The organism is Rhizomicrobium palustre (genome assembly GCF_011761565.1).
GTDB lineage: Bacteria > Pseudomonadota > Alphaproteobacteria > Micropepsales > Micropepsaceae > Rhizomicrobium > Rhizomicrobium palustre.
This window is the reverse complement of the sequence record NZ_JAASRM010000001.1, coordinates 3,692,913-3,714,011: the sequence shown is the minus strand read 5'-3', so window position 1 is coordinate 3,714,011 and position 21,099 is coordinate 3,692,913. Positions and strand designations below refer to the sequence as shown.

Here is a 21,099-nt window from a genome sequence, read left to right as displayed (position 1 = left end):
ACTATTTCTTGCCCCCGAGAAGCGCTTTGATGCCGGTGAACATGCGGATGAAGATGTTCTGACGGCCGACATCTTGCGTCGCATAGACCGGTACGGTCAGGCCCGGAAAATCAGGCGCCGTCACGGTCAGCGTGCCAACCTGATCGCCAGCTTTCACCGGCGCAGCCACGGGACCTTTGTATTTCAGGGCAACCTTCATTGCTTGGCGGGAATCCACCTGCATGGTGACATTGACCGGCACCTTGGCGGTGACCGGAACGGTTTGCGCCGCACCGCCGAACACCGGCACCGTGCCCGCGACCTCTCCTGCCTTGAAGAGCGGATAGGAGCGGAATTCACGGAAGCCCATATCGAGCACGCGCGCAGCTTCCTCGCCACGGCGGATTTCAGCAAACCAGTCGGCTTTGGCCGGGCCCGCCTTGTCGAGGTCGGGATAACGAAGTCCGTTGAGCACCAGGATCAAGCGGTGACCGTCTTTCACCGCCGAGGCGGTCACGCCGTAGCCCGCAAGATCGGTATGGCCGGTTTTCAGCCCGTCTGCGCCGGGGAACTTATCCAGCACCATATTGCGATTGGGCTGGGTGATCGACTTGCCCTGATCGGAGGTGGTGTAGCTGCGCACGCTGAAGAAGTGATAATAAGCCGGATAATCCTTGATGAGATGACGCGCCAGCTTGGCCAGATCATACGCGGTCATGAGCTGACCGGCCGGCTCCGGCAGTCCATCCGGATTGACGAAATGCGAGCCGGTGAGACCGATCTCCTTGGCGCGCTTGTTCATCATATCGACGAAGCCTTCCTGCGAGCCGCCGAGCGCTTCGGCCACCACCACGCAGGCATCATTGCCCGACACCACGATGATACGGTTGATGAGGTCTTCCACCGTCAGCCGGTCACCGACGCGCACAAAGCCTTTGGAGCCGCCAGTGCGCCAAGCGCGTTCGGAGACCGCGAAAGTATCCGTCAGCTTCACGCGCCCGTCCTTCAAGCGCTGGAACAGAAGCTCGATGGTCATCAGCTTGGACATCGAGGCTGGCGCCATCTGGGCATAGCCGTCTTTCGCCCACAACACTTGCCCGGTTTCCGCATCCATCAGGACGGCGTGCTCCGCCGTCGTGTTCATCGCGGCCTTCGCGGGAACAGCAGCGAGCAAGGCTAAGGGAAGAACGGCAGACAGAACGCGTAAGCGCGGCATGGAATGGCCTCCGGTAGGCTAAGCAGTGATTTTACTCGACGACGATATGGGCATCGGCGCCGCCACGAGACAGCAGCGACGAGAGCGCCTGGTCCGCGTCATCGGTCGTCGCAAACGGTCCAGAGCGCACTCTATAGAGGGTTTGACCGTTCCGTTGAATGGTCGAAATCTTGACATCGCCCCCCAACCGGGTCGCAAGCCGCAGCGCGTTTTGGTAGTTCGAGAAGGCGCCGAGCTGGACATAAAGATGGGTCACGGCGGGGACCGGCACTTTGGTCACTTGCCCGCTTGGCAAGGCGCCCGCATCGGCGCTGCCGATTGTGGTTTCCTGTGGCACCGGCACGGCGGGCTTGACCGGTTTAGGCGGCGCGACATTGATGCCCGGCACAGGGGTAAGCGTGCCGGTCTCAACTGCGCCGTTTGGCGCGGCCGGCAGCTCGTTCTGGACCGATTCCGGCGTTCCGGCGCCAAAGGGTTGCGGCTTGCCGTTCGGCAGATCGGCCCGGGCGATATATTGCACGCGCACCCGCGCGGTGCCCTTCTCGAAAAATCCGAGCAGCTTGGCGGCCCGCTCCGATACGTCGATCACGCGGCCTTGCGCAAAGGGCCCGCGGTCATTCACCCGCAAAATCAGGGAACGGCCGTTTTCGAGATTGGTCACGCGCACATTGACCGGCATCGGCAAGGTCTTGTGCGCGGCGGTTAGGTCTTGCGAGGTGAACATCTCGCCATCGGCGGTAAGATTTCCGTAGAAACCCGGCCCATACCAGGAGGCGATGCCGGTCTCGTCATAATCGGGCTGTTCGCGCGGGTAATACCAGATCCCGCCCACTTGATAGGGGTTGCCGACCCGATAGACGCCCGTATTGGGCGGCACGGTCACGCGCGGGGTGGTATCTTCCGGCACGCTTGTAGCGCAGCCCGCTGCCAGGGCCGCGAGCATCAGTCCGGCACAGGCTTTTCCCGGTAAGGCACGCATCTTGAGGAATCAGCCCCAATCGTCACCCCCAGTCGTAAACGATGGAGATGACAAGGAAAAGGCCGAAGGGCCGTCCCGGCGCCGGGTAAACAAAACTTCAGCTACCCCCCTTACCTCCTGCCCGCCACAACACGAACCGGCGGGCTTGCACTGAGGGCCGCGGTTCTTTACGTCATCCCGCCATCGCGGATGGGTGGCAGAGTGGTCGATTGCATCGGTCTTGAAAACCGACGGCCCTTCACGGGGTCCGGGGGTTCGAATCCCTCCCCATCCGCCAGTTTCCTTCACCCAAGAGCCGCCATTGTCCCGCCCGCCGATGTTGCAATTTTGTGCATCGCCTCCCAAAAGCGGGGTAATTTCCTTTAGGTCGGGAACGATCCGCCTCCCCAGGAATTGCTTACCCTAAATAGCGGATTCCAGAGGGAGAGCGCGTGTGCAGACCAATTCGGTCCAATCTGACGGGCAGAATGCCAGCCCCCCCGTTACCCCCGGCGGGGCGCTGAGCGGCGCGCGCATTCTCGTGGTGGAGGACGAGTTCCTCATCGGCATGCAGCTTCAGGCCGTTTTCGAGGAAGAAGGCGCCGAGGTGATTGGGCCCTGCGCCACCTTAGCCGAGGCCTTGGAGCGCGCCCGGGAAGGTGACATCACAGGCGCCACGCTCGACTTCAATCTCGGCAAGCAACTGGTCACGCCCGTGGCAGAGCTGCTCACCCAGCGGCGCGTCCCGTTTCTGTTTTACAGTGTGAAGACCACCCATAGCGCGCTGGATCCCTGGCGGCATCTGCCGCTCGTCCAAAAGCCCGCCGCACCAGACGAACTGGTTCGAACCCTCGCTTCACTTCTGAAGCTGGCCTAACGCGGCTGGCGCTTCGAGCCGCGCCCGCAAGGCCTCTGCAATCGGGATACGTCCTGTCTCCGAAGGGCTTAAGAAAAGCCCCAAGCGCCTCGCTGCGATCCCCGCATTGACGCTGGAGGTGAGCCGCACCAGGGGAATGGAGAGGATGGGGCCCACCAGAAGCGGCGTGAACCACCAGATCGTGCCGGGTAGAAAGACATAGATCGCCGCGCCAGCGCAAAGACCAATCAGCGTATGCACCCAGAAGGCACGCGCGATCGTCAAAGTGCGCACCCGGCGCTCATCGCGAAACTGCGCCCCCCAGCCTTGCGTCTCACCCATCAGAATGCGCACCACAAAAGCGCTTTGGGAAAGCATTGAAATCGGCGCCAAAAGGGTCGAGAAAATCGCTTCCAGCAAAACACTGAGGCTAGCGCGGATGCCGCCGCCATGGGCTTTGCGCGCCTCACGGTCTTTGAGCAGCAGCGCCAGCGCGAAAAGCTTCGGCCCATACAAAAGCAGCACCATGGCCGCCACCAGCGCGACGAAATCGAAGACATGCGAGGTGCCGAGCGCCAGCACAGGATATCGCCCGACATAAGTGACGGGCGCGATGTCTGGCTGATCCACGATCACAAAAACCGAAACGATCAGCATGGCGAACCATAACGGCGACGACAGATAACTCATCACCCCATTAAGGAAGTGGCCGCGGCTTTCGGTGGTGAAGCCCTGGCCAAAAATCAACTGCATGTGTTGCAGGTTTCCCTGACACCAGCGCCGGTCGCGAATGAGATGATCGATCAGTGTGGGCGGCGGTTCCTCATAGCTGCCGGTGAGTTCGGTGACGAGATGCAGGCGCCAGCCCGCACGCCGCAAAAGCGCCGCCTCGACAAAATCATGACTGAGGATTTCGCCGCCCAAAGGCGCACGGCCCTTTAACTCAGGAAGGCCGCAATGTTCCATGAAAGGCTGGATACGGATGATGGCATTATGGCCCCAGTAATTTCCGCCCGGTCCTTGCAGCAGTGAAAGTCCTGTCGCGTAAAGCGGGCCATAAACGGAGGAGGAGAATTGCTGGATACGGGCGAAAAGCGAATCCCGCCCGACAAGTTGCGGCGCCACCTGGATCAGCGCGGCGCGCGGGTTTTCTTCCATCAGCGCCACCAGCGAGGCCAAGGTCTCGCCGGTCATCAGGCTGTCGGCATCGAGCACCACCATATAGTCATAATGGGCTCCCCAGTTACGGCAGAATTCTGCGATGTTCCCCGCTTTCTTGCCGCTGTTGTCTTCACGGTGGCGGTAATAGATATGCGGGCCATCCCCCTCTTGCATGTCCTGCCAGCTCATCGTTTCGGCAAGAATGCGCTCGGGATCGTTGGAATCGCTGAGGATGAAAAAATCAAAGTAGTCGCCCTCGCCCGCCTCGCGAATAGAAGCAGCGATAGTTTCAATTCCAGCGACGATCCGGCGAGTTTCCTCGTTGCGCACCGGACATAGCAGCGCCGTGCGGGCACGCGGCGGCGTGGTCATGCTGCGGCGGTCTGGCCAGCGCAAAGTGGAATCAGCAATGCCGCGCCAGGACGCATAGGCGCCTAACGCGGCCAGCCAAAAAGAAGCGCTGATCCAGGTAAAGAGAATAGCGACGAGAACAAGATAAAGCCCTTCCAGCAGGCTCATCCCGTCAATGCGCAAAAGATTCCAGAGGCGGCTCATGCCTGCCGCTGTGGTGGCAAGCACAAGGCCCAGAAAGAGCCAGCGCAGTGTTAAGAGCGTAGCTTCAGGCTTCTTCACGCAGGGCGCCGCGGACGGGCTTAGCAAACAGTTCGGCGATGGACCGCATTACAGCGCTGTAAGCTAGCGCAGGTGTCCAAATTACGATTTCAGCTTTAGGCATTGCACGCGGACGTGGCGGCGGAGCCGTGAGCGCAGTGGGCAGTCTCTGGATCGTGCGTGTATCTGGCGCGCGTTTCAACTTGGTCTCCTCATCTTGCTCCAGACAGGTGTCGTAAGACATAAACACATGTCAGAGGCAGAAGGCGAATATGCCCCAGATTTGTCACTCCGCAGCTTTTGTAGTTACGACGTGACAGTTTGGATGTAGAGGTAAGAAATGGCGACATTTCGTCCTTAATGCGGAATCTCTGAGGGGCCACAAAAAGCCTCGCGGCTTTTTCGGCGTTTGCGCATTAGCCTACCGAAATTCGTCACAGCCTTCGCGAAAGGACTTAAGCTTGCCGTTTTCACGAAGACATTTTCTGGGTGCGTTGCCATTTGCGCTGACCATAAAAGCAGCAGGCGCAAAAGGCGTGAAAGATGGCCTTATTATAGGCCCACCGCATCCTTTCAGCTTTGATCGCCTGAAAAAGCACGCCAAAAGCATTGCCGCTGCTGCCTATAAACCGGTCACGCGGCCCGCGCCTGACGTGGTACGCGGGATCAATTACGACGTCGCGCAAAAGATTCGCTTCCGCCCCGATTGCGCGTTGTTCGCCGGCCTTCCCTATCCGGTGCGCATGTTTTCCTTGCGGGAAACCGTGCAAGAGCCGGTACGCATTAGTCTGATTAATGGCGATAGCGCGCGCCCGGTGCTCTATCATCCGCGCTATTTTGACTGGGGTGGAACAGGTCTCGACAAAAGCTTGCCGCCGACGGCGGGTTTTTCTGGATTCCGTGTAATGAATGGGCGCGATACCGAACGCGATTGGATGGCGTTTCAGGGCGCAAGCTATTTCCGCACTTCGGGCAGCGAAGATCAGTACGGATTATCCGCGCGCGGACTAGCGGTGAACACCGCGACGGCGACGCGTGAGGAGTTTCCGATCTTCACCAATTTCTGGCTCTCGGAAACGCCAGATGGAGTCATCACCGTCTATGCGCTGCTCGAAGGTCCCAGCCTCGCGGGCGCCTATCGCATCGAGACTCGCAAGGGCAAAGGTCAGGTGATGGACATCCATGCCGAGCTTTTCGCGCGCGCCGACATTGATCGTCTCGGCATTGCGCCGCTCACCTCGATGTTCTGGTATAGCGAGGCCAATCATCAGCAGGCGGCCGATTGGCGCCCGGAGATTCACGACAGCGATGGCCTCGCGCTGTGGACCGGTTCCGGCGAGCGCATTTACCGCCCGCTCGCCAATCCGCCTGGGGTGCAAACCAATTCCTACATGGATGTGAACCCAAAAGGATTCGGCCTCATCCAGCGTGATCGCGATTTTGCCAATTACGAGGATGACGGCGCCTTCTACAACAAACGCCCGAGCGTTTGGGTTGAACCCAAGGGGCAATGGGGCGAAGGCGCCGTGCAGCTCGTCGAGATCAACACCAATGACGAGATCCACGACAATATCGTGGTCTATTGGACGCCCAAGACAAAGCTCGCCGCGGGCGGATCAATGTCTTTGGACTACCGGCTCTATTGGCAAGACCCAGAGCCTTTCCTGCCGAAATCCGTTGCGCATGTGGTGGCGACCCGTATCGGGCGCGGCGGCGCTCCAGGCACGCAAGGCATGCCCAATGCCCGCCGCTTCGCGATTGATTTCGAAGGTGGTCCGCTTGGCGATATGCCGCCGCGCTATGATCTGAAGCCGACCATCACGTTGTCGCGCGGCCATATCGCGGCGGCCTACTCGATCAAGGTAGTCGGGACCAATCGCTGGCGCGCCATTTTCGACGCGGTGTTCGAAGGCAAGGAGCCGGTGAATCTGCGCTGCCTTATCCAGGCGAACGGCAAGCCGCTCACCGAAACCTGGATGTATCAGATTTTTCCGTGATCGCGCTTATTTGACGTCTTCGTTGCGCACCAGTGTCCATTCTTTCGTGGGCATTGGCAGCGCGGCGATGGCGGGCGCTTGTTGCGGAGTCTCGTACTGACGATATTGCGGCACCTCGTCCAGGCGCACGAAGCGATAGCCTTCTTCCTTCGCCGCCGCGATCACCACCTCGGCAAGCTCGGCGGATTTGGCCACCACCGAATGCATCAGCACCACACCGCCATCCGAGCGCCGGATTTCGCGTAAGTAGCCTTTGGCGCAGGTCTGGGCGGTCCATTTATGGCGCCAGCAATCCCAGTCTGCAGAGCTCATGATATAGCCGTCGCGCATGCTGATCTGCCCGCCGATATCCCAATAGATCGGGCCGACGTAATTCTTCAGCTCGGGATCGGCATTGAGAATGCGCGCATGCGCCGAGCGCCAATAGCCGAAGGGGGCGCGGAAATAAAATTTATCGCCCGTCTTCATGAAGGGCGCGATCTCTTCATGCACCATCTTGATCTGATAGATCAGCTTGTTCGGGTCAGCGTCATAGGAACCGGTGAGCTGGGGATGGCTGGCGCTGTGGTTGGCGATCAGGCTGCCTTCCGCCGAAATGCGGGCCAAGACATCGCGGTGCCGTTTCGCCATCTCGCCCACGACAAAGAACGTCGCCTTGACGTTATGTGCCTTCAAGACATCCAGCACCGCGCCCGTGGCAGCATTGGGACCGTCGTCAAAAGTGAGTGCAATGGTGTGTGCTTCACGAAGACCGGAATGAAAGATGGTGGAGCCCTGAAACCAGGCCACATCATTGCCCGCCGCCAAAGCCGCGCTGGTCGTGAGCGCTAACGCCGCCCCAAGCCCTACCCCAAAGCGCATGGCGCCCCATGTCCCCATTCGCAACCCGTGCCAGTTTAGGACAGCGGCTACATTGGGGCAAGGGACGGGCCCCGCTGAACCGTCCCAAAACATCCTTAACTGCTCAGCGCTTCTTCTCCGCCACCCATTCCGTGACGTTTTTTTGAAGCAGCAGAAGCGGCATGGCGCCATTATCGAGCACCACGGCATGAAAGCCCTTGAGATCGAATCTGGGGCCCAGCTCAGCCTTCGCCTTCTCCCGTGCATCGAGAATCGTCTTCATCCCGATCTTGTAGGCGCAGGCCTGACCCGGCCACACGACATAGCGTTCGATTTCGGCAGTGACTTCCCCCTCGTCCATCGCGGTTTGTTCAACCATGTAGGAAATCGCCTGTTCGCGCGACCAGTGCTTGGCATGCATGCCGGTATCGACCACAAGACGCACGGCGCGGAACATCTCCGCTTGCAGGCGGCCAAGATCGCCATAGGGATCGTGATCATAGACGCCCATGTCTTTGGCGAGATGCTCGGCATAAAGCGCCCAGCCTTCGCTAAAGGCCGAATTGCCGCCCATGCGCCGCTGATACGGAAGCTCTTTGATCTCGGTCTGGGTGGCGATCTGCATGTGATGACCGGGAATGCCTTCGTGATAGGCCAAGGTCGGCATCATCCACATCGCCACCGCGCTGGGCTTGCGTTCATTCGCGAAGAAAGTGCCAGGGCGTTTGCCGTCCAAAGATGGCCGCTGGTAATACGCGCCCGCCGCGCCTTTTTCGGAGAACACGGGCACGCGCTCCACCTCGAGCGGGATAGAGGGCTGATGCGCGAAGACTTTCGGCAGTTCTTCTTTCATCTGCGCGAGGATTTCACGGTAACGGGCAAGCTGCGCTTCGCGCCCTTTATCCGTATCGGGATAAAGAAAGCGCGGATCGGAGACGAGTTTCTTCATCCGCTCGCTGACACTGCCTTGCGTCAGCCCAACGGATTTTAGGATCGCGTCTTCCTCCGCGGTGATCCGCGCCACTTCCGAGAGGCCATAGGCATGAATTTCCTCCGGCGTCATATCGGTGGTGGTGAGCTGTTTGAGCTGATCGGCATAATAGGCGCTGCCGCCTTTCAGTCGCCAAATACCGGCCTCATGCGAGGCGTGTTTGCGCAGCTCTTTTTCCTCGGTGATGAGGCGGCGATAGGCCGGATAGATGCCGCTCTCGACCGCCGTTTGTATCTCGACGATCAGCCGCTTGCGGGTTTCATCTTTCAAGCCGAGCTTGGTGGATTTGGCGATGAAATTCTTCACCAGTGGATGGTCTTTCGCTGGCGGCGCGATCAACGCCTCCATCTGCGCGACGCTGCGGTCGATGATAAAATCCGGCGGCACAACGCCCAGCTTGGCCTGCCGTGCCACATCCTCGCGCACGGCGTCGATCAGCGGCCCGACACGCTTGACGCGATCGACATAATGCTCCGCCAGTCGCTCGTTCTTGATGGGATGGGTGGTGAGCAGAAAATTGATCACTTCCTTCTGGATGCCGAACGCCTGCTCTACCGGGTAGGGCTTTCCATTGGCGCCAAGCCAAGGATATTTCTCATTCGCCAGGGCGCGATCGTAACTCCAATTGAGGATGGCGGCCGAAAGCTTCTGCTGCTTGGTCAACGCGCTCTGGTCCCAGGCCGCAAGCTCGGTTTTATAGCGCTCGATGCGGGCATAGTTTTTCGCGCGCTGGGCCAACGAATATTTATCCAGCTTGCCGCTAGTGACGTCGTACCACGCCCCATCAATGAGGCCCGCGCTGGTCAAGGCTTGCGGACTCTCGGCCACCATTTCGATGGCTTGGCGTAAAAGCAGATGATCGAACTTGAAAGGCGTGCCCCAGATGGTGCGGTAGCCCGCATAACCGCCGGCAATCATGGCGGCCAGACCAATTCCTAGAAATACTGATTTCAAACGCATCACGAACTCCCCCGGTCCGGCTCAAGTGTACGGTGCCTGCGCGCGGAGTCGAGGGGAACTACGACGCCTCGGCGGTGTTAATTGCGTGTATTTATCGCGGTGGGCATGTGATGAAACCCTGGGCATACGCAGCGGCGGCGGCCCTCCTCAGCCTGACACCGGCTCTGGCACAGGGATATGTCCAAGGCACGGCAGGCGGCACTCTGGGAAGCTGGCTCGATATCAGTGGTGTCGGGTATAAGCTCAACACCGGCTATAATATCGGCATTTCCGGCGGGCTTCGCCTCACCGGTCTACTTGGCCCAGAATGGGATTTGCGCGGCGATATCGTGCACTCCCAAAATCAATACGCCTGTTGCAGCTCCCATCTTGGCGGCACCAGTTTCATGGCGAACCTGATTTACCATTTCGATGATCTGGATCTGCCGGTGAAGCCTTATGTCGGCGTTGGCGCAGGTGCCGTGGCGGTGAATTTCGGCGCCATGGGAGGACCACACGAGACGCAAACCCGCTTCGGTATGCAGGCGCTCGCCGGTGTGGAATATCCCTTAGCTGGGCGCCTCTCGCTGATCGGCGAATACCGCTACATCGCCGCCAACAACGCAGACTTCGCCGGTGTCGGCCGGGTTGAATACAAGACCCACAATTTCATGCTGGGCCTGAAACTCTCGATGTAACGAAAATGGCCGGTGCGATGACCGGCCATTTCCACATTCTCGAGAAGCTGAGCCTAGATATCAGCGTAGCAGGTCACTTCGTCCTTGGCGCCTTGGGTCGTCACCGCGCCGTAGCGGGCCGGGCCGACATTCTTGGAATAGCGATAGAGCGCTCCCGAAGCGTAAAGCGGCTTCTTCGGCTTCCATTGCGCTTTGCGTTCGGACAATTCCGCGTCGGAGACTTCCACCTCGATCGCGCCGGTCTCGGCATCGATGATGATCATGTCGCCATCCTTGAGCAGCGCGATGGGGCCGCCATCAGCCGCTTCCGGACCGACATGTCCGACGCAGAGGCCACGCGTGCCGCCTGAGAAGCGGCCATCGGTGATGAGGGCGATGTTTTCAACGCCCTGCCCGTACAGCGCCGCGGTGGTAGAAAGCATCTCGCGCATGCCGGGGCCGCCCTTGGGGCCTTCGTTGCGGATGACGATGACATCGCCTTCCTTGTAATCGCGCGCCTGCACGGCGGCAAAGGCGGCTTCCTCGCCATCGAACACGCGCGCGGGGCCGCGGTGCTTGATGTGCTTGAGGCCCGCGATTTTCACGATGGCCCCTTCCGGCGCCAGATTACCGCGCAGGCCAACCACGCCACCCGTCGGGGCCAGCGCGTCCTTCACCTGCACCACGACTTTCTGGTTCGGATTGAACACGACATCCGTGAGGTTTTCGGCAATGGTTTTGCCGGTCACGGTCAGGCAATCGCCATGGATGTAGCCGCCGTCGAGCAGCACCTTCAAAAGCATCGGCACGCCGCCCGCTTCCCACAGATCCTTGGCGACGTATTTGCCGCCCGGCTTCATCGAAGCGAGATAGGGCGTGCGCTTGAATATTTCGGCGACATCGAAGAGATCGAAATCAATGCCGCATTCATTCGCCATGGCGGGCAGATGCAGCGCGGTATTGGTCGAGCCGCCAGTGGCCGCCACCAGCGCCGCCGCATTCTCAAAGGCCTTGCGGGTGCAGATATCGCGCGGACGAATGTTTTTGGCGATCAGGTTCATCACCGCCTTGCCCGAGAGCTCGGCATAGTCGTCACGCGCCAAGATTTCGGCTGGCGGGCCAGCGGAGTACGGCAGCGCCAGACCGATGGCTTCGGAGACGCAGGCCATGGTGTTGGCGGTGAACTGGCCGCCGCACGCACCCGCACCCGGGCAGGCATGGCGTTCAAGCTCGGAGAGTTCGCAGACATCCATCTTGCCCGCGGAATGCGAGCCAACGCCTTCGAACACGTCCACAACCGTGACGTCCTTGCCCTTGTGACGGCCCGGCATGATGGTGCCGCCATAAAGGAAGACGCTGGGAACATTGAGGCGCAACATGCTCATCATCATGCCCGGCAGGGATTTGTCGCAGCCCGCGATGCCGACCACGGCGTCATAGCAATGGCCGCGCACGGTCAGTTCCACACTGTCGGCGATCACTTCGCGGCTGACCAGCGAGGAGCGCATGCCCTCATGCCCCATGGCGATGCCGTCGGTGACGGTGATGGTACAAAACTCGCGCGGCGTACCGCCCGCCTCTTTCACGCCCTTCTTGGCGGCCTGGGCCTGGCGCATCAGGGCGATATTGCAGGGCGCGGCCTCGTTCCAAGCCGACACCACGCCTACGAAGGGGCGGTGAATCTCTTCTTCCGTCAGGCCCATGGCGTAATAATAGGAGCGGTGCGGTGCGCGCTCCGGGCCTTCAGTGACGTGACGGGACGGGAGTTTCGATTTGTCGAAGCTGGGCATCAGGGCATCCACGCAAGAATGTTATTCCGCCTCATCAGGCGGTGGATTCATGATATTTCCGTACCGCTGCTATCCGCCCCTTGCAAGAAACTTTGCGGCGCAGGTGCGCTATAGGGGTTTTAAGGACATTTGTCCTATTTGTGCGGACATGGGGCGAACTGCCCCTTCTTTTTGCATCCACACCATTCGCCCATGACAAGAGCAGACAATTGTAAGTCATGCTGACAGATTGGCAAAACTCCCCTTACGCGTGCCGTCATTTTTGAAATGGTCCGGTGATTGCAATTCCCCCTGCATAGCGCCCGCGCGGCGCATGACTGATCTGGGGAATGTCAGAATGACGAAACCTTATCTGCCTTTATTTGCGGCTGTACTCATGAGCTCGGCGAGCTGGGCCAGCGCTATTCCGGCAACAACGAGCGCGTTGAAGCCGATCCCTACCATGGTGGTCTCCAAAGAGTCCGATATGTTGAAACCCGGCGGTGGGCTGAATTTATCGAGCCCATATCTCGCCGGTGTCGGCGGCACGCCCGGATATGAGGGCGTCGGCACGCTGATGATCAAAGGCGATGCCTTGAAGCCGGGTTATGCGACCTACTGCACGGGCTCGCTGATCTCGCCCACCCTTGTCGTAACGGCCGCCCATTGCGTGGCCAATCCCGAAGTCGGCACCTTGAAGTCGATTCAATTCGCGGTGCCGAACGGGCGTATTCTTCATGGGGTGAGCCCTGCGCCTAATCCCGGCCCCCTGGATATCGCCGTCGGCGGCGCCATCACGACCCTGCCCGGCTGGGACATCAAAACTCTCGGCGAGGATCTCGCGGTGGTGAAACTCGATGCGCCAATGAAAGGCGTGCCGACCTACGATCTTTTCCGTGGGGATCCTATGGGCCGGCAGTTTTCCGTAGTCGGCACCGGAACAAGCGGCTGGGGTGCTGTCGGCGCCGATAGCGAGACAGGTTATTTGGGTGGCATTTGGGATTTGCGCAAACGCGTTGGCGAAAACACCTTCGATGAATATGCCAGCGACTTCTACGATGCCTTCCTCAACTATTACGGCATCGATCTGCGCATCGGCGGGCCCGACAAAGGCGTGTTGCTCTACGATTTCGACAGCGGCCTCGCCCAAAACGATGTCTTCGGCCTGCTTTGCGACATTCCAGACCCGGCGCTTGCCAGCCTGTGCGTGAAGCAGACTGGCATCGCGCATGAAGCGGGCACTGCACCAGGCGATTCCGGTGGTCCGCTATTTGTCGATGGCAAGATCGCGGGCATCACCTCCTGGGGCCAGACCGGCGCGATCCTGAGCTTCGATGGTCAGTACATCTATTGCGGCGGACCGAAAGACATCGACGTCTCCTTCGATGTCGATAGCGGAAGCTGTACCGATTCCAGCTTCGGCGAGATCAATGGTGTGACCAACATCTCCTATTATGCGGACTATCTCGATTCCGTGCTGGCCGGGAAAATTGCCTTCCAGCGCGTTCCAGAACCCGCCTCCATCGCCTTGGTGCTCGCGGGCCTGGCCGGATTTGGCGCCTTCCGGCGCAAGCGGAAATAACCCTTAAACACGCGTTTTGGCCTCTCACAGCAAAAATGTGAGAGGCCTTGATAACCAAATGGAAACCAGCTTTCCGGATCGCGCACCCAGCCCGAAGAATTGTTAAGCCTCACTCGTTACGGTGCAGGCTGGCGGAAAATCCGCCCTCGCGGAGAACCCACGGGTCACAAAGAAGTTGCGCCGTCAAATGCCGGACAAAGAAACATTTGTGGTCAATGAGGCGTGCGGTGAATGCCACGCCTGTTGCCGGGCTCTGATCATCGACGAGCAGGAGCTGCAAAAGCTCGCCGGAACGCTTTGCGCCAATTGCCGTGGCGAGGCGGGCTGCGCCGTCTATCATACCAGGCCTAAGACCTGCCGGGATTTTCATTGCGGCTGGCGGATGCTGCCTCTGCCAGAGGAGTGGCGCCCGGATCGCTGCCAAATCATGCTGACCCAAGAGCCAGCCGATCCCGAAAAAGGCATCACGGAAGCTTGGAAATTCCACTTCTTCGGCAGCCTCGACAAGATTTTCTGGCGGCCCTTTATTCTCTTTGCGTCGTCGCTGCTCGCGGCCAATAAGCCGGTCTATATCTCTATACCCGGAAAGCCGGGACACTATGCCCGCATGATGGCGATTATGCCCGAGCCGGATTTGGTCGAAGCGATCCGGCAGTGGAATTACGCCGCGGTGGTCGGCATCGTGGCGGGGCTTATTCAAACCTGCCTTGAGGCGGAAGACGAACCGGTCGCGTTCAGGACGATATCGATCCAATAGAATACCGCGGCAGCCTTAGCCGCCGCGGGATATCGATCGCGTTAGGACTGCGCCGTCGAAAGCGCCGGATAATCCGTGTAGCCCTTTTCCGTGCCGCCATAGAAGGTGGACGCGTCCCATTCATTGAGCGGTGCGTTGTGGCGGAAACGTTCGACCAGATCAGGATTGGCGATGAAGGGTTTGCCCCAGGCAACCGCATCCGCAATGCCTTCGGCGAGCGCCTTCTCTGCCGTTTCCTTGGTGAAGCCTTCATTGACGATATAGACGCCGCCGAAAGCTTCTTTCAGCTTGGGACCGATGGAATCTTCCTTCCAGGCTTCGCGGGCGCAGAGGAAGGCAAGACCACGCTTGCCTGCCTCTTTAGCTACGTAAGAGAAGGTCGCCAGAAGATTGCTGTCGCCCATGCTGTGAGAATCCGCGCGCGGCGCCAGATGCAGGCCGACGCGATCCGCACCCCATACTTCAGCAGCGGCATCCACCACTTCCAGCATCAGACGGGCGCGGTTCTCGATCGAGCCGCCATATTTATCACTGCGTTTATTAGTCGAATCCTGCAGGAACTGGTCGAGCAGATAGCCATTGGCGCCATGCACTTCGACGCCATCAAAGCCCGCTTTCTTGGCGTTCTCCGCACCGCGCTTATAAGCGGCAACAATGCCAGGAATCTCGTCGGTTTCGAGCGCCCGCGGCGTTTCGAAATCCTTGATCGGGCGCACCAGGCTGACATGGCCTTCCGGCTTGATCGCGCTCGGGGCCACCGGCAAGGCGCCGTTCAGATAGAAGGGATCGGAAATACGCCCCACATGCCAAAGCTGCAAAGCGATCTTGCCACCAGCCTTATGCACGGCTTCGGTAACAGGCTTCCAGCCTTCCACCTGCTCGTCGCTCCATATGCCCGGTGTCGCGGGATAGCCCACGCCCATCGGATCCACCGCAGTGGCTTCAGTCAGGATGAGACCTGCCGAAGCGCGCTGGCGGTAATATTCAATCGCAAGCGGCGCGGGAACGCGCGTCTCGGGATGCGCGCGGCAGCGCGTCAACGGCGCCATGACGATTCGATTGGAAAACGAAAAGGCGCCCGCTTTCAGCGGTTCGAATAAGGACGACATGAGACCCCTGGGTCAGAAGCTTTCACCCCTCACATAGTCCTAAATCTCAAAACAACAAGCGCCCCGCCAAAAAACAGCGGAGCGCTCGATTTTTACACTTCAGGTGATGGAAAACCGGCGTCAGTCGCGACGCACGTAATGTTCCTCGTAATACCGGCGGCCGTCGCGGTCATAGCGCACCACGCGCTCTTCATAGATCCGGCGATGGTGACGGTCGTAGTAGTAATAGTTGCGGCTGCGGCGATCGTAATGACGGCCGCGATCACAATCGATGTCGCGCGCGATCGCATTACCGGCTAGACCGCCTGCAACGGCGCCACCAACAATACCAACGGCACCGCCACCGGTGATCGCATTACCGATCAAGCCACCGCCGACCGCGCCTAGAATTGTGCCCGTGTCGTGCCGGCGACCACTGCACGCATCCGCGTAAGCTGCCGAACTCGAAGCCCCCAAAAGCAGGAGCGCCGCCACGATCATCGAACTGCGCATTTTGCTCTCCTCGTCCACATATTTCGTACAGCTACGATGACGAGGGCGGCAGGCAGGTTCCAGACGGAATAGCGGCGATGTTGGGGCGGGCTATTCCCTCTAAGAAAAAGCCCTTGCGCACCAATAGATTACCAGCGCGTGACAAAAGTTGGCCACGCGGGGCACCTGTGACCCCGCGCAACCCTACGGATGCTTTCGCCGTCTTAGGCCAGGCGCGTCAGAGCTTCTTTCAAACGACTCGCCAGAGCCTGCGCTTCGGCGAGCTTATCGCGCTGCTCTTGCAGCACGTCTTCCGGTGCCCGGCTGACGAACTGCGCATTGCCAAGCTTGGCTTCAAAGCGGGATATTTCGTCCTCAGCCTTTTTCAGCTCTTTCTCGAGACGCGCCCGTTCCTTGGCGAAATCGATCACGTCACCGAGCGGCAATGCGGCCACGGCCTCACCGATCACGAACTGCGCCGAGCCTTGCGGCAAGGCATCCGCCGTGGCGATGGTGGAAAGACGCGCGAGCGTCGCAATGATGTGGTGATGGGTATCCAGCCGTTCTTTGGTTTCGGGCGAGGCGTCCTTCAGCACCATGACGATCTTCGCTGAGGGCGGCACGTTCATTTCAGAACGCACCGAGCGCACGCCCTGCACCAGCTGGATCACCCATTGCATTTCCGCCAGCGCCTTATCATTCGCCGGCAAGAGCGAAAGATCCGGCCACTCGGTTTCAATAAGGAGCTTATCGCGCGGGGCAAGATGCTCGACCGTGCGTGCCCACAGCTCTTCGGTGATGTAGGGCATGAAGGGATGCAAGAGCTTCAGCACGGTATCGCGCACCCAAGCCGCCGTCATGCGCGCTTCGGCCTTGGCGCCCTCGTCCGTGCCATTCAGCATCGGCTTGATGAACTCAAGGTACCAATCGCAATAGACGTCCCAGATAAAGCGATAGACCGCACCTGCCGCATCGTTGAAGCGATAGGCTTCCATGGCATCGGTAACTTCGGCCGCCGTCTTGGCCGCTTCCGCCACGATCCACTGATTGACCGTGTGCGTGACTTTGGCGGGATCAAAGCGCGGATTGGTATCGCAGCCATTCATCTCGCAGAAGCGCGCGGCGTTCCACAGCTTGGTTGCGAAATTACGGTTGGTCTCAACACGGCTCGGACCGATACGCATGTCTTTCGACTGTCCCGCCGCCAAGGCGAGCGTAAAGCGCAGCGCATCGGCACCGAACTGATCGATCAATTCCAAGGGGTCAACGACATTGCCCTTGGTCTTGGACATCTTCACGCCCTTTTCATCGAGGACGCGGTTATGGATGTAGACCGTCTTGAACGGCACTTCGTCCATGAAATGCAGGCCCATCATCATCATGCGGGCGACCCAGAAGAAGATGATATCGAAGCCGGTGATAAGCACGCTGGTAGGATAGAAGCGCTTCAGATCAACCGTCTGATCCGGCCAGCCCAAGGTCGAGAACGGCCACAGCGCCGAGGAGAACCAGGTGTCGAGAACGTCGGTATCGCGCGTCAGCGTCTTGCCGCCTGCGAGTTTGACAGCTTCCTCCTCGCTCTCGGCGACATAGACCTTGCCGTCTTCGTCATACCAGGCCGGGATCTGATGACCCCACCAGAGCTGGCGCGAAACACACCAGGGCTGAATGTTACGCAGCCAGTTGTAATAGACGTTGGTCCAATTCTCGGGCACGAATTTAGTGCGCCCGTCTTCCACCGCCTTCAGCGCGCGATCCGCCAGCGGCTTCACATTGAGATACCACTGCTCGGTCATGAAGGGTTCGAGCACGACCGTCTTGGTCTTCTCGTCATGCGGCACGGCATGGGTAATGGGCTCGATCTTGTCGAGCAGGCCCAGCTCTTCGAAATCGGTGACGATTGCTTTCCGCGCCACGAAACGGTCGAGACCGCGATACTTTTCCGGCACGCCATCATTCAGCGTGCCATCCTTGTTCAGGATGTTGATCAGCTCGAGCCCATGGCGCTTGCCGACTTCAAAGTCGTTGAAGTCATGGCCGGGGGTGATCTTCACCGCACCCGTGCCCTTTTCGGGATCGGCATATTCGTCAGCGATGATTGGGATCAGGCGGCCACTGAGCGGCAGCTTCACTTTCTTGCCGATCAGGTGCTTGTACTTTTCGTTCTCGGGGTGCACCGCCACCGCGGTGTCGCCCAGCATGGTTTCAGGCCGCGTGGTGGCGACGGTGATGAACTCGTCCGTGCCATCGACCGGATATTTCAGATACCAGAGATTGCCCTTCATCTCGATGTTTTCGACTTCGAGATCGGAGACGGCGGTTTGCAGGCGCGGGTCCCAATTGACCAGGCGCTTATCCTTATAGATCAGGCCCTGGTTATAGAGCGTGACGAAGACTTTCAGCACCGCGCGCGAAAGCCCCTCGTCCATGGTGAAGCGCTCGCGGCTCCAATCGGCGGACGCACCGAGGCGGCGCAGCTGCTCGCCAATGGCGCCACCGGATTCGTCTTTCCACTTCCAAACAGCTTCGAGGAATTTCTCGCGCCCCATGGCGACACGGCTCTCTTGCTTTTCAGCGAGCTGGCGTTCGACCACGAGCTGGGTGGCGATACCGGCATGATCCATGCCTGGCTGCCACAGCATGTCCTTGCCCCGCATGCGCTGGAAGCGGGTGACGCTGTCCTGAAGGGTGTTGTTCAGGGCATGGCCGATATGAAGGCGCCCGGTGACGTTGGGTGGCGGGATGACGATGCAGAATGGCTCCGCGCCGGGCTTGTGGCCGCCCCGGAAGGCGCCGGTTTCGACCCAGGCTTTGTAAATGCGGGCTTCGACGTCCTGCGGGTTGAAGGTCTTATCGAGCATGGGTTCCCCTCGTCCGGTCGGCAACGTCCAAAAAAGACTAGTCCGGGCCAGCGTGAAACCAGCCCGGACACCGATCCGTCAAGGGGTTATCGGGGAAATCCCCCGGAAACCTTTAGATTTAGCGCTTGGCTCCGCGCGCTTTGGCGACGCGGGCAACCTCATCGCGCACTGCCCCTTCCAGAAGGGCCGGGAAGTGCTCGTCCATCCACTCGCGGATCAGGGGCTTCATCCGCTCGATAAGTTGCGGGGCATTCTCACCCAGCCACTGCTTGGCGACCGGTTCGAAGGCCTGATTCACGGCACGCTCGAAAACCGCTTCCACGGAAAGCCCGGAGGCGGAGGACGACGGCGCATAGGCCGGAGCGGCGTATTCTTCTTCTTCTGGCTCATCGAGCGCGGCGAAGGCGTTTTCCAGATGCTCACGCGTCTTGGAGGAGAAGATGTCGGAAGACGCTTCGGCAACAGGCGCCGGTTCGGGCTCGTCGATCGGCTCGAACACGACGTCGTTCTCCGGCTGCGGCTCGGGGATCGCGGGAGTTTCCAGCACGGGTTCTTCCATGACAGGCTCCGGAGCAGCCTCCACCACCGGTTCGGGTGGGACTTCATGAGTCAGCTCCAGGATGTCGGATTCCGGCTCGGCCTCTTTGGCCGCCTCAGACGCGGCTTGAGGCTCGGAGGAGTCCTCAGAAATGATCTTGCGAATGGAGGCTAGGATTTCCTCCATCGTCGGTTCGTGTTGAGGGCTCGATACCATGTGCAACTCCCGCCGCCAGTCTTCCGCCTAGACCCTAAGACAATCGTCCATAGAAGGCAAAGAACGAGTTAACGCCTAGGCGATAAACTCGAATTATCTAGTCACCAAAGCCGATCCAGCGCGCCGCGTTGCTTTCATAATTGGCCAGCGGATCATACGGGGTCACCTTCAGCCCAACGCCCTTAGCGGTCAGAAGTCCGGATGCGGCAAGCACCTGATACGCGGCAACAGTGGCGTCCCGGCGCGAGGTAACGACCGCGACCTGCGCATTCAGAAGTTCTTGCTGGGCGTTCAAGACATCCAAAACCGTGCGTCCCCCTACCCGCTGTTCCTTGCTGACACCGGTAAAGGCGATCTCATTGGAGCGCGCTGTTGCTTCATTAGAGGTGATGTTGGCCAAAGCCGCCTGATAGGTGTTCCAGGTGGTTGCCACTGCCTCCCGAACCTGGCGGTCAGTGACACTGACATTCAGCTCGGCCTGGGCATGAAGCTGTTTGGCTTGGCGGATGGCCGACTGCTCCGCGCCACCCTGATAGATCGGCACCGTCACCTGAGCCTGAACCCCAAGCCCTTGCGTGACCTTACCGGCGCCCAGCACCGAGGCATAAGACTGCTGCGAATAGGTATAGCCACCCTGCATGGTCACTTCGGGCAGCATGGCGCCGATGGCGACATCCACCGCATAGCTCGTTGCTTTCTCGTTTTCCTGGGCCTGTGCGAGAGCGGGGTTTCCGCGCGTCGCGGCTTGATCGGCTGCCTCTTGGCTAGAGGGTAACGCGGCCGGCGTGGCGGGCTGGGCCTCCAAGGTTTCGGCGGGACGACCAATCACACGCGAAAAAGCCGCCCGGGAAATTGCAAGCTGGCCTTCAGCTGCAGTCAGCGCCGCCTGCGCTCCGGCGAGCCGGGCCTCTGCCTGGGCGACATCGGTGCGGGTGAGGGATCCGGCTTTGAATTCCAGCGCCGTCTCATCACGCTGGCGGCGGAGCACATCCACATTATGACGGCGAAGATCGACGATCGCCGTATCACGGACGGTATCCATATAAGCGGTCGCGGCCGCGAGGAGCACGGTCTGCTCGATGGCCATCAGCTCGGCGCGGGCCGCCCGCACATTCGCCTTGGCCTGCCCGATCTCCGCATAAGTGCGCCCACCGCGGAAAATGTTCTCGGAAAAACCGAGCTGCGCCTGCAAGGGATGGGAGATGACCCTTTGCGGGGCAACGCCGCCGCCGCCGCTGATTTTGTTCTCATTATAGGCGTAAGTGCCCGTCGCCGAGATGTAAGGGCGCCATCGGGCATTGGCCTGAGCCACGCTCTCATCCGTCGCGCGCAGCCCCGCCCGCGCCGCCGCAAGCTGCGGATTGGTCTCATAGGCCACGCCTAAGGCATCGATCAGCGGCAGGCTCACCTTGGCGGGTTCGGGCTTGGCGGCTGGTGGCACGGCCGGTTCGGCAACCGGCGCCGCCTGGGCGAGCCGTGGCCGGGCCTTCGCGGGCTTCTGCGCCCATCCCGGCGCAGCCGTCATCATCAGCACCGCGGCGAAAGCCGTCAGAGCACGCCCATAAGCCAT

The 21,099-nt window shown here is 60.0% G+C and carries 16 protein-coding genes and 1 tRNA gene; 6 read left to right on the top strand and 11 right to left on the bottom strand.

Going from position 1 to position 21,099, the window contains the following annotated elements; all coding sequences use genetic code 11:
* Window position 1: 1 nt before the first annotated feature.
* Complete coding sequence (locus tag FHS83_RS16445) at window positions 2–1,195, bottom strand: D-alanyl-D-alanine carboxypeptidase family protein (protein WP_167084116.1); 1,194 nt, start codon at window positions 1,193–1,195, stop codon at window positions 2–4.
* 31 nt (window positions 1,196–1,226) lie between these two features.
* A complete protein-coding gene (locus tag FHS83_RS16440; RefSeq protein ID WP_167084114.1) occupies window positions 1,227–2,174 on the bottom strand; it encodes a septal ring lytic transglycosylase RlpA family protein in 948 nt (315 codons plus the stop codon).
* A gap of 187 nt (window positions 2,175–2,361) precedes the next feature.
* On the opposite strand from FHS83_RS16440, the gene FHS83_RS16435 reads away from it, so the two are divergent.
* Together FHS83_RS16435 and FHS83_RS16430 are read left to right on the top strand one after the other, a co-directional pair.
* Window positions 2,362–2,451: transfer RNA gene (locus FHS83_RS16435), tRNA-Ser, on the top strand.
* 156 nt (window positions 2,452–2,607) lie between these two features.
* On the top strand, window positions 2,608–3,030 hold the full coding sequence (locus FHS83_RS16430; protein WP_167084112.1) for a response regulator: 423 nt from the start codon (window positions 2,608–2,610) through the stop codon (window positions 3,028–3,030).
* Here the strand turns inward: FHS83_RS16430 and mdoH are convergent.
* The gene (gene mdoH, locus FHS83_RS16425) at window positions 3,010–4,803 is read right to left on the bottom strand and encodes a glucans biosynthesis glucosyltransferase MdoH (protein WP_167084110.1); all 1,794 of its coding nucleotides are present in this window, start codon (window positions 4,801–4,803) and stop codon (window positions 3,010–3,012) included. The two genes, FHS83_RS16430 and mdoH, sit on opposite strands and share 21 nt — an antisense overlap.
* A gap of 515 nt (window positions 4,804–5,318) precedes the next feature.
* Between mdoH and FHS83_RS16420 the strand changes: the two genes are divergently transcribed.
* The gene (locus tag FHS83_RS16420) at window positions 5,319–6,779 is read left to right on the top strand and encodes a glucan biosynthesis protein (protein WP_167084108.1); all 1,461 of its coding nucleotides are present in this window, start codon (window positions 5,319–5,321) and stop codon (window positions 6,777–6,779) included.
* Between the two features lie 6 nt (window positions 6,780–6,785).
* On the opposite strand, the gene FHS83_RS16415 is transcribed toward FHS83_RS16420, so the two are convergent.
* Together FHS83_RS16415 and FHS83_RS16410 are read right to left on the bottom strand one after the other, a co-directional pair.
* The gene (locus tag FHS83_RS16415) at window positions 6,786–7,640 is read right to left on the bottom strand and encodes a polysaccharide deacetylase family protein (protein ID WP_167084106.1); all 855 of its coding nucleotides are present in this window, start codon (window positions 7,638–7,640) and stop codon (window positions 6,786–6,788) included.
* A gap of 103 nt (window positions 7,641–7,743) precedes the next feature.
* Entirely contained in the window at window positions 7,744–9,570 is a 1,827-nt protein-coding gene (locus FHS83_RS16410) for a DUF885 domain-containing protein (protein ID WP_167084104.1), read from the bottom strand.
* Between the two features lie 110 nt (window positions 9,571–9,680).
* Here FHS83_RS16410 and FHS83_RS16405 point away from each other — a divergent pair, with 110 nt between their 5' ends.
* On the top strand, window positions 9,681–10,247 hold the full coding sequence (locus FHS83_RS16405; RefSeq protein ID WP_167084102.1) for an outer membrane protein: 567 nt from the start codon (window positions 9,681–9,683) through the stop codon (window positions 10,245–10,247).
* 53 nt (window positions 10,248–10,300) lie between these two features.
* Here FHS83_RS16405 and ilvD read toward each other — a convergent pair whose 3' ends face one another.
* On the bottom strand, window positions 10,301–12,016 hold the full coding sequence (gene ilvD / locus FHS83_RS16400) for a dihydroxy-acid dehydratase (protein WP_208414912.1): 1,716 nt from the start codon (window positions 12,014–12,016) through the stop codon (window positions 10,301–10,303).
* A gap of 337 nt (window positions 12,017–12,353) precedes the next feature.
* Here ilvD and FHS83_RS19270 point away from each other — a divergent pair, with 337 nt between their 5' ends.
* A complete protein-coding gene (locus FHS83_RS19270) occupies window positions 12,354–13,577 on the top strand; it encodes a trypsin-like serine protease (protein WP_208414911.1) in 1,224 nt (407 codons plus the stop codon).
* A gap of 187 nt (window positions 13,578–13,764) precedes the next feature.
* Window positions 13,765–14,334 (top strand): hypothetical protein, encoded by a 570-nt coding sequence (locus FHS83_RS16390; protein WP_167084098.1) that lies wholly within the window; start codon window positions 13,765–13,767, stop codon window positions 14,332–14,334.
* Between the two features lie 41 nt (window positions 14,335–14,375).
* On the opposite strand, the gene FHS83_RS16385 is transcribed toward FHS83_RS16390, so the two are convergent.
* The 5 genes from FHS83_RS16385 to FHS83_RS16365 form a co-directional block, all read right to left on the bottom strand.
* Window positions 14,376–15,443: an alkene reductase gene (locus FHS83_RS16385; RefSeq protein WP_167084096.1), complete on the bottom strand. Its 1,068-nt coding sequence runs from the start codon at window positions 15,441–15,443 to the stop codon at window positions 14,376–14,378.
* A 120-nt stretch (window positions 15,444–15,563) separates the two neighbouring features.
* Window positions 15,564–15,935: a hypothetical protein gene (locus tag FHS83_RS16380; protein WP_167084094.1), complete on the bottom strand. Its 372-nt coding sequence runs from the start codon at window positions 15,933–15,935 to the stop codon at window positions 15,564–15,566.
* 203 nt (window positions 15,936–16,138) lie between these two features.
* Window positions 16,139–18,775: a valine--tRNA ligase gene (locus FHS83_RS16375; RefSeq protein WP_167084092.1), complete on the bottom strand. Its 2,637-nt coding sequence runs from the start codon at window positions 18,773–18,775 to the stop codon at window positions 16,139–16,141.
* A 118-nt stretch (window positions 18,776–18,893) separates the two neighbouring features.
* Window positions 18,894–19,529, bottom strand: coding sequence for a DUF2497 domain-containing protein (locus FHS83_RS16370; protein ID WP_167084084.1), 636 nt, complete (start codon window positions 19,527–19,529; stop codon window positions 18,894–18,896).
* A 97-nt stretch (window positions 19,530–19,626) separates the two neighbouring features.
* Window positions 19,627–21,099, bottom strand: a complete 1,473-nt coding sequence (locus tag FHS83_RS16365; RefSeq protein WP_167084082.1) for a TolC family outer membrane protein — start codon at window positions 21,097–21,099, stop codon at window positions 19,627–19,629.